Genomic DNA, 8,439 nt, shown 5'->3' on the forward strand with positions numbered 1-8,439 from the left:
CCGCCCCCGGAGGGATCGTGATGAGCGCCGCGCGGTGGTCGTCGTCGCCCTGGGGCATCGTGCGTAGCTCGAGAGCCTCGACTCCCTTCGCGAGCGCGGCAACACCGCTGGTGAACTCTTCGCCGAGCTCGTCGTCGTCCTCCTCCTCGAGCAACTCGACCAGCGCACGCAAATTCGACACGCTTGCATCGAGTGCTCGCCAAGGCTCGAGCCATCCCTTGATGCTATTGGATTCGTCGATGACCGCCTTTGCGGCCTCTTGCTTGTCCCAGAAGCCAGGCTGAGCCATTTCGAAATCGAGCGACTTCAGGCGCTCCTGACGTGCGTCGAGGTCAAAGATACCCCCTGAGCTCTCGGACATTCTTGCCGAGATCTTCGAGCCGGTTCAGTTGCTCTTTGTTCATTGCTAGAAGACCTCTTCGCCCTTCGCGAGCACGTCGTTGAGTGCTTGGCGCCAGAATTCCTTGCCGTCGGTCCCGGCCATCTCGGCGCCAACCTGCTCCACGTACTCCTTCCAGGACTTGTCGATCTCCTCCTCGAAGTCCTCCTTGAGCGTGCCCTTGGCGAGCGCCGTCTCGTGCAGATCAGCGTTGTACATGGTCATGTCGGACACGAGAACTCTCGCGAGGCGCTTCGCTTTGTCCTTGGGATCCCTCCTGCCGAAAGAAAACCCGCTGACCGCCGGGGCCTCCTCAGCCGGGGCCTCTTCGACCGCGGCATCCTCGACCGCGGCCGGTTCGGCGGCGTCCTCCACGGCGGGCGGGTCTTCCGTGGCCGCCGGCGCACCACCGGCGAAGAACGAGTCCGTGGCCGATTCCTTCGGCTCCGGCTGTGACTCCGCGCCGAAATCGGCCACGATGGTGATTTCTTCTTCCGGCTCCGTACCGACAGGCTCTGCTTCGGGCTCGAGCTCCGCCACCACGGCGAAGTCGGGCACAGGCTCGGGCTCGGGCTCGGGCTCCGGCACAGGCTCGGGCTCGGGCTCCGGCACAGGCACAGGCTCGGGCTCCGGCACAGGCTCGGCTGCGACCTCTGGCACAACGTCGGGCGCAAGGTCGTCGATCGATGACGGACGCTCTACGCGGAAGACATGACCACAGGAGCTGCAGCGAGCGTTGACCCCTGCCTCCGGGATCTTGTCTGGATCGACCGGAAAGGTCGCTGGGCAGGATGGGCAATGGATCCGGATGACCATGATAGGATTGGTTCAGGTGTCCTCTTCGGGCGAACCGGTCGATAGCACGCCCGTCAACGCATCCGCCTCGCTAGCTGCGGCGGTCTCCAAAATGGGTGACTTGTGACGCCGGTCCACAACGTATTTCGAGCCGGGCAGAGATTTCGCAAAGGTCTTCATCTCTGCCGCGAGCTCACTGATCATACCTGGATGATCGAATGTCTGGAACTGATTGGTCACGACGCCGATCGACAGGGACATGAGCGGAACGCGGTAGACGTTGCCGCGACGGTCCTTGCCAAGAAAATAGCCCGCGCGCCGGTCTTCCTCGGTGTACTGGTACGGGATCAGCTCGTCGAAGAGTTGGATGATCTCGTCACAGGTCACCTCCAAGTACGTCATGGGCACGTTGAAGATGAAGTCGTCCCCGCCAATGTGCCCCACAAACCCGCCCGGCGCCAAGGCGCGGACCGTGTCCCTCAGAATACGCGATAGCAGACGGATCACGCCGTCTCCGAACGCGTACCCGTAGCGGTCGTTGAACTCCTTGAAGTGATCGAGGTCCGCGTAGCAGACGGCAAACTGCTCCGATGTCTCGAGCCGCGCCTGCATGTCCCGCGCGATGTGGGTGGTGCCGGGAAGACGGGTGGTCGGATGTACGGAGACGTCTCGATCTGCTCGTTTGAGGACCTGGTCGAGCCTGAGCCGGTTCTCCCGCTCTGCCGTGCCGTCGTGCAACACTTCGTCGGCGCCGACTGCCAGCAGGTCCGACACGCCATTGTCACCGCCTCTCAGCACTACCACCAGAGGGACTATGCTCGTGAAAGAGTCTTCCTTGAGGACACGAATTACCTCTAGGATGTCCGAGAGGTCTGATCCGGTTTCCATGACGACGCACGCCGGCATCATCCGGTTCAGAAACGCCCGGAGTTCGACGGCCTGATCCACACGCACGAGCTCCAGCTCGTTCACCTCGGTAAAGCGAGAGACGATCGGAGAGGGATCCGTGCGACCTGGACCGAAGTAGAGAACGGTCTTGTCGGAAGCCATAGAACCTCGAGCGGGGGAGCAGCTCCGGATGCTAGGTTACCGTAAGCGCAAGGGCGGTGTCAATCGGCGTTCGGAAGTACCCGCATCAGCAGGAAGTCCACATGACGGGCCTCCTTGTCGACCCGCGCGACCTGCACCCGGACGCGATCCCCCAGCCGGTACGTGCGCCGCCCCCGGTCACCCACGAGTGCGTACGTCTCCTCACGCAGCCGGTAGAAGTCGTCGCGCAGGCTGTTCACGTGCACGAGCCCGTCGACGAAGTACCGCTCGAGAGTCACGAAGAAGCCGAACGCGGCAACCCCCGAAATCTTCCCATCGAACTCGTCGCCGAGATGACGTTCCATGAACTCCACCTTCTTCAGGGCTACCGAAGCCCGCTCGGCCTCCGCGGCAGCCTGCTCCCGTGCACTCGCCCGATCCGCGATTGAAGCGAGCTCGCCCGGTTCCCAGCTCCGTGGCGGCTCCCCGCCGATCAGAGAGCGCACGACCTCTCGATGCACCACGAGGTCGGGATAGCGGCGGATGGGGCTCGTGAAGTGCAGGTACGCGGGCGACGCGAGTCCGAAATGGCCCAGGTTCTTGGCGTCGTAGCGCGCCTTCGCCAAGGACCGCAAGACGACTGTAGAGACGAGCGCGGCCTCATGGCGACCGCGTACGGCCTGTAGGAGGTGCTGTAGATCTCGTGGCCTCAGCGACTTCCGGTTCGGGAGGCGATGCCCGATCCGCCCGAGCAGTTCGCGCAGCTCATCGGCGCGCTCCCGCGACGGCGGCTCGTGCACTCGGTACAGCGCTCCGATTTTACGCGCCTCCATGTCCCGTGCCACCACCTCGTTGGCGAGCACCATGAAGTCCTCGATGAGTCGGTGGCTCTCCAAACGTTCCCTTCGCAGGATGTCGACGGGGTGACCACGTTCGTCGAGCACTACGCGGGCCTCGCCAATGTCGAGGTCGAGCGCCCCGCGCTGCTCGCGTACCGCCCTTACGCCGCGCGCGAGGTCGTCGAGGGTCCGGATTGCCTGGTCGACGGACGGCGAGATCGCGCCCACGCCATCGAGTACGGCCTGCACCTGCTCATACGACAACCCGTCCGAGCATCGGATCCGTGTCCGTTCGTGGCGACGTCCATGGACTTGGCCCGACGTGTCGAGCTCGATGAAGACCGATACCGCGAGCCGATCGACTCCCCCCTTCAAGGAGCACACGTCCGCAGAGAGTGCCTCGGGGAGCATAGGGATCGTGCGGTCCACCAGATAGACACTGGTTCCGCGCGCCAGCGCCTCGATGTCGATCGCCCCTCCTTCCGGCACGAAGTGGGACACGTCGGCAATATGCACGCCGACCTCGAAGCGCCCCTCTCCGAGCTCAGTCACCGACAGCGCGTCGTCGTGATCTCTTGCGTCTGCGGGGTCGATCGTGAAGACCAACATGTCGGTGCGATCGACCCACTCATCCGTGATCTCCTCGATGCCCCGCTCGGCGGCCTCCTGGGCCGCGGCGATCACGGCCGGCGGGAAGTCGGAAGAAAGGCCGAAACCATGAGCGACAGCCAATATGTCGACTCCGGGATCCGACAGCGCACCGAGGACCTTTACGACGGTGCCTACCGGGCCGACCCTGTCCTCCCCGTACGAGTCGAGCCGGACGACGACGACATCTCCGTCCGTTGCCTCCCCGGCGGCGGCGCTGGGTACGAGCACGTCCTTCGAGACGCGACGATCCATGGGTACGACGTAGTCGAAGCGCCGGGAGCGGTGGAACGTGCCTACGATCGTCTCTCGGGCACGGTCGAGGACCTTGATGACGCGGGCGACCGGGCTCCGGCCGCGCGGCCGCGCCTCGATGCGTGTGACGACGTGGTCGCCGTCCATGGCGGTCGCGAGGTGTGCCGCCGGGACGAAGAGGTCGCCGCCCCCCGCGTCGGGACGGACAAAAGCGTCGCCCGCACGGGTCAGCGAGACGATGCCAGGACTGAGCTCGAGACTTCCGGAGAGTGCATACCGGTGGCCCTTCACGCGATAGATCTTGCCGGCCCGTTCAAGGCCGGTCAGCAGCCGCTTGAAGCGCTTGTACTCACTCGCCGCCACGCTTGCGGCGCGGGCGATCTCTTTGGGCTTGAGGGGGCCGCGCGTCGACGCTGCCAAGACTTCCAGGACTCTGGCTTCGCCGCTCTCGGAGCCCCGCCCACGACGGCTCACCGGCCGACGGGACCGATGGGAACGCTGAGCCTCGCCGACCACCCGGAACCCCCGGGCTCCCGGCGGGGCGCGAATCGGATGCTCGCCCGGGAAGCGATGCCACGCGAAGCTAGAAACGCGTCGACCGCCGAAGCGAGGTGGTTCGCGATCACGATACCGACCGCGCTCGTCGCTTGCATAAATCGGCTGTCGCTCTCCGAGATCAGCTCGCCCAATCGTTCCCGGCCGGCAGGACTACGGCTCCAGTCCCACAGGAACTCGGTTTCGTAGGCGCGCGCCTCATAGTACTCGAGAGCCCGCGCGAAGCCGAGATCCCCCGGCTGCCCGCCACCTCCGAGGAAGATGCCTTGGGCTCTGACCCAGATAGTACCGTTGAACGTCGCCGGATCTTCTTCGGGTTGCAGCCCACTCGAGCCTGCGTCGCGGTCGAAGGCGCCCGACCGGTTCCACTTGCTGAGCGTCTCGTAGTAGTTGAAGTCCCCGTCCACTCGCTTTCCCGCTTGGAGCCGGCCCTCTTCCCAGGCAAAGTCCCGGTAGTCGTCGCGCAGGGCGCCGCCCGCCGAGCGTCGCTCGAGGTAAACCGACCAGGCGGCCACCTCGAGCCCGGCGAAGATCCATTTCCTCGACTTGCCCTGCCGGTGCTGACCGAGTCCTGGTAGTGCGAGGGACAGCAGCGTATGACTGACGGGGCCCGTCGCGGGCTCTTGCCGGTAGTTCGCGGTGAAGGGCGACTCGGCCTGCCACGACCAGGATCGACGCTCCTGGGCTTCCGCGGCTGCGGGCACCACCGCCGTCACCAGCAAAATGAGCCCTGTGCGCCGCCCCCTGCGCCTTCTCAAAAGTCGAGAAGGGTGATCGGAAAGGGGGGCGGGCCGCCACCCGTGCTTATGCACGGGTCCCCGGGTGCCACGGCCCCAGAGGGCACCCGCGCATGGCGCGGGTCGCGGAGGGGCGAAGGCGTAGCCGTAGCGGGCACCGCCGCCGAAGGCGGTGGTCCGAGGCGCTCCAACGACGGAGATGGGGCCGTGCCATCGCAACCCACAGACTTGTGTGTCCTTTCAGCCATGGCGTTGGGCACCACCCCCCTTTCCGATCACCCTTCCTAGAACCGGATCGAGAACGTGACGTGCACCGGCTCGGTCTCGCCGGTCAGCGTGGACACCGCTAGAGACTTGGCGATCGCGAGGTCGAAGCGCTCGAAGCGGAAGCCGAGCCCGACGCGGGCGCCGTCCTCCTGATCGAGGTTGCCCAGCACGTACCCGGCGCGCAGGAAGATCGCTTCGCTCACCCCTGCGGTAAGCTCCGTACCGAGGTAAAAGGAGAGAGACCCCAGCTCGCGGAGACGGTCCTGAACCTCCACCGCGAGCCAGCCCCCGAGCTCTTCATCGTCCGTGAGCAAGGCGATGAGGTTGTAGGCGAACGCGAGGCGCACTCGTGCAGGGAGCGGATCAGACTGGTCAGCGTTGAGCACCTGGAGCCGTGGGCCGATATGGGCCAGCATCGCCCCGATCCTCAGACGCTCGGTGGGCAAGATCTGTAGACCGGCATCGAACGCATAGGTTGTGGCGGTCGTGCCGGCATCCGAACAGATGCCGCGGCACGAGCGGCGGAACTGGACGATCTTGAAGTTGACGCCCAGACGTACACCCTCGAGTAACTGCGCGGCGGCGGACACGACCCCGAGGTGATTGCGCACGCTTATCGAGCCGAGCTCGTTGCCGTCGATGTCCCTGAGTTCTTGAGTCCCGATGTCGAGCAGCTGGTACGACACGCCGAGGGTGCCAACACCGGGGCGGGCCCAAAGCGCGGAAAAGGCGGTCGACGTCCCGGCGAGGGGATCACCGCGGAGCAGCACGACCTGACTCTCATCGACGGCCGCGAGACCGGCCGGGTTCCAGAACGCCGATTCTGGCCCGTCGAGAGCAGTCACCGCACGCCCGAGCGAGACAGCTTTGGCACCGACCGGAAGCAATAGAAAGAGGGCGCCTTCCGTCGAACTCGGCTCTTCGCTCCCGTCCTGTGCTGCGATCGGCAACGCCATGCACAGCGTCAGCGACAGCACTAGAAGGCTGTTGAAGAAGTACAGCGGGCCGCCACCCGTGCTTACGCACGGGTCCCCGGGTGCCACGGCCCTAGAGGGGAACCCGCGCCGCCGGCGCGGGTCGCGGAGCGACGACGCCATAGCCGTCGCGGGCACCGCCGCCGAAGGCGGTGGTCCTAGGAGCTCCAACGACGGAGATGGGGCCGTGCCACCGCAACCCACACACTCGTCTGTTCCTTTCATCCCGGTGCTGGGCACACTGTACTTCTTCAACAGCCTTCTACCAGACTACGAAAAGCGTGCATCGTCGTCCTCGGGAACGCGGAAGCCGAGTTGGCTCAGGTACGCCCTGTTCTTACGCCAGGCCTTGAGCGGTCTTACCCACAGATCGAGGTACACACGGGCATCGAGAAAGTGCTCGATCTTCTCACGGGACCGTTCACCGAGCGCCCGGATCGCCACACCCTTTTTCCCGATGAGGATCCCCTTCTGGGACTTTCGCTCCACGTAGACGTTCATGTGGATGTAGATCGGGTCCGTCCCCTCGCGGTACTCCTCCACCTGACAAAAGACCGAATAGGGGATCTCCTGATGGTACTGTTCGAAGATCGTCTCCCGTACGAGCTCAGCGACGAAGAAGCGCACCGGGTCCGACGCTATGTCGTCCTCCGGATAGAGGAACGGGCTCTCGGGCAGCGCGGCGCGCACCGCCTCGAGCAGCGCGTCGACGCCACGTCCGTCCGTCGCGGAGATCCGATGGACGTCGCCCGGGACATGCTCGGCGAGCCAGGCATTCCAAGCGCCCACCTGGCCCTCGCTGGCCTCGTCGATCTTGTTCAGAGCGACGTGTATCGGGGCAGGCGCCTCCTCGACAGCCTGAACGATGCGTACCGTCTCCTCAGGGCTGGGCTTCCGCGTGGAATCGATGACCAGGAGAACGACGTCGGCTTCGGACAGCGCCTGGAGCGCTGCGCCAAGCATCGCGCGCTGGAACAGATCGTGGACTTCGAGCAGCCCCGGCGTGTCCAGAAAAATGAGTTGGTCCGAGCCGGTCGTGAGAATGCCCGTCACCCGCTGCCAGGTCGTCTGGGCCTTGGCAGTCACGATCGAGAGATGTTCCCCAATGAGCCGGTTCAGGAGCGTCGACTTCCCGGCATTGGGACGCCCCACGAGCGTGACATAGCCTGCGCGGGTCGTAGTGCTGTCAGCGATCTCGGGGGGCAACGGCAAACTCGGGGATTCGGGACCAATCTAGAAACGACCCGCCCAGAGATTCTGGACGGGTCGTTTCGTCGTGTAAGTCGGCGACGACGTACTCTCCCACCGGGCGACCCCGGCAGTACCATCCGCGCGGTGAGACTTAACGGCCGTGTTCGGGATGGGAACGGGTGTCGCCCTCACGCAATAGCCACCGACAAATGCGATAACAGAGGTCGAGAGAGATGAGAGCCTTAGCCTGTACTATGGCTGTAACGGCAGCTACATCCCCGCGAGCGGGAGCGTAGCATGGTGAGTGGCTGGAGGCTGGAGGAGCCGGTCAAGCCTCACGGGCGATTAGTACGGCTCGGCTACACGTGTTACCACGCTTCCACCTGCCGCCTATCAACGTACTAGTCTCGTACGGCCCTTCTGAGAGTCCGAAGACTCTGGGAGTACTCATCTTGGAGGGGGCTTCCCACTTAGATGCTTTCAGCGGTTATCCCGTCCCGACGTAGCTACCCGGCGATGCCGCTGGCGCGACAACCGGTACACTAGTGGTCAGTCCTTCCCGGTCCTCTCGTACTAGGGAAGGCTCTCCTCAATACTCCAACGCCCACGACGGATACAGACCGAACTGTCTCACGACGTTCTGAACCCAGCTCATGTACCGCTTTAACGGGCGAACAGCCCGACCCTTGGGACCTTCTCCGGCCCCAGGATGCGATAAGCCGACATCGAGGTGCCAAACCGCCCCGTCGATGTGAACTCTCGGGGGCGAT

General features: G+C 64.7%; 7 protein-coding genes and 2 rRNA genes. All 9 read right to left on the bottom strand.

From position 1 onward, the window contains the following. A partial coding sequence (locus IIB36_19625) for a PCRF domain-containing protein (GenBank protein ID MCH7533953.1) occupies positions 1 to 361 on the bottom strand: 361 nt, incomplete at its 3' end. Between the two features lie 45 nt (positions 362 to 406). Continuing rightward, the gene (locus IIB36_19630; GenBank protein MCH7533954.1) at positions 407 to 1,195 is read right to left on the bottom strand and encodes a zinc-ribbon domain-containing protein; all 789 of its coding nucleotides are present in this window, start codon (positions 1,193 to 1,195) and stop codon (positions 407 to 409) included. A 12-nt stretch (positions 1,196 to 1,207) separates the two neighbouring features. Next, entirely contained in the window at positions 1,208 to 2,224 is a 1,017-nt protein-coding gene (locus tag IIB36_19635) for a GGDEF domain-containing protein (GenBank protein ID MCH7533955.1), read from the bottom strand. A 59-nt stretch (positions 2,225 to 2,283) separates the two neighbouring features. Further along, on the bottom strand, positions 2,284 to 4,365 hold the full coding sequence (gene rnr, locus IIB36_19640; GenBank protein ID MCH7533956.1) for a ribonuclease R: 2,082 nt from the start codon (positions 4,363 to 4,365) through the stop codon (positions 2,284 to 2,286). Positions 4,366 to 4,415: 50 nt separating this feature from the next. Next, positions 4,416 to 5,204 (bottom strand): hypothetical protein, encoded by a 789-nt coding sequence (locus IIB36_19645; protein ID MCH7533957.1) that lies wholly within the window; start codon positions 5,202 to 5,204, stop codon positions 4,416 to 4,418. A gap of 317 nt (positions 5,205 to 5,521) precedes the next feature. Next, entirely contained in the window at positions 5,522 to 6,547 is a 1,026-nt protein-coding gene (locus IIB36_19650; protein MCH7533958.1) for a PorV/PorQ family protein, read from the bottom strand. A gap of 201 nt (positions 6,548 to 6,748) precedes the next feature. Beyond that, the gene (era, locus tag IIB36_19655) at positions 6,749 to 7,684 is read right to left on the bottom strand and encodes a GTPase Era (GenBank protein MCH7533959.1); all 936 of its coding nucleotides are present in this window, start codon (positions 7,682 to 7,684) and stop codon (positions 6,749 to 6,751) included. Positions 7,685 to 7,759: 75 nt separating this feature from the next. After that, a 5S ribosomal RNA gene (gene rrf / locus IIB36_19660) occupies positions 7,760 to 7,876 on the bottom strand. Positions 7,877 to 7,993: 117 nt separating this feature from the next. Further along, a 23S ribosomal RNA gene (locus tag IIB36_19665) occupies positions 7,994 to 8,439 on the bottom strand; the annotation flags it as partial.

It is taken from the genome of Gemmatimonadota bacterium (assembly GCA_022560615.1).
Taxonomy (GTDB): Bacteria; Gemmatimonadota; Gemmatimonadetes; order Longimicrobiales; family Gaopeijiaceae; genus UBA1138.

Excerpts from the sequence above, each read along its gene's own strand:
- IIB36_19630 (MCH7533954.1), bottom strand. The coding sequence starts at position 1,195 with ATGGTCATCCGGATCCATTGCCCATCCTGCCCAGCGACCTTTCCGGTC.
- IIB36_19635 (MCH7533955.1), bottom strand. The coding sequence starts at position 2,224 with ATGGCTTCCGACAAGACCGTTCTCTACTTCGGTCCAGGTCGCACGGAT.